Source organism: Robertmurraya korlensis, from assembly GCF_023715225.1.
Lineage (GTDB): Bacteria > Bacillota > Bacilli > Bacillales > Cytobacillaceae > Robertmurraya_A.
The window spans coordinates 1-660 of the sequence record NZ_JAMBNS010000047.1; the positions used below are offsets into that span (position 1 = coordinate 1).

The window sequence follows — 660 nt, forward strand, 5'->3', positions numbered from 1 at the left end:
ATAGGTCAGAGGTGGAAGCGCGGTGACGTGTGGAGCTGACTGATACTAATCGATCGAGGACTTAACCAAATTACGATGAAACGTATTTCTTCTTCTTCATTCATTATCTAGTTTTGAAGGAATGATTTTCTTCAATCATATAATCTAGTGGCGATAGCGAAAAGGTCACACCCGTTCCCATACCGAACACGGAAGTTAAGCTTTTCAGCGCCGATGGTAGTTGAGGGTTTCCCTCTGTGAGAGTAGGACGTCGCTAGGTTTTATTATGGCCCCTTGGTCAAGCGGTTAAGACACCGCCCTTTCACGGCGGTAACACGGGTTCGAATCCCGTAGGGGTCACCAAGTTTTTTCACGAAGTGAAAATAACATTCCATTTCGGAGGATTAGCTCAGCTGGGAGAGCACCTGCCTTACAAGCAGGGGGTCGGCGGTTCGATCCCGTCATCCTCCATCAAAACTTTTTTCACGAAGTGAAAAATAGTTTTCCATTTAAACTCACGAAGTCAAAACAACTATCCATTAAAATTTATTCTATTTTGCCGGCGTAGCTCAATTGGTAGAGCAACTGACTTGTAATCAGTAGGTTGGGGGTTCAAGTCCTCTCACCGGCACCATTTGTACGAGCCATTAGCTCAGTCGGTAGAGCATCTGACTTTTAATC

The 660-nt window shown here is 45.2% G+C and carries 3 tRNA genes and 1 rRNA gene; all 4 read left to right on the forward strand.

What is annotated here, in order from left to right:
• Positions 1-143 precede the first annotated feature (143 nt).
• Positions 144-259: ribosomal RNA gene (gene rrf / locus M3175_RS24025) — 5S ribosomal RNA — on the forward strand.
• 8 nt (positions 260-267) lie between these two features.
• Positions 268-342 (forward strand) — tRNA-Glu (locus M3175_RS24030).
• Between the two features lie 35 nt (positions 343-377).
• Positions 378-450: transfer RNA gene (locus tag M3175_RS24035), tRNA-Val, on the forward strand.
• Positions 451-537: 87 nt separating this feature from the next.
• Positions 538-613: transfer RNA gene (locus M3175_RS24040), tRNA-Thr, on the forward strand.
• The last annotated feature ends 47 nt before the right edge of the window (positions 614-660 follow it).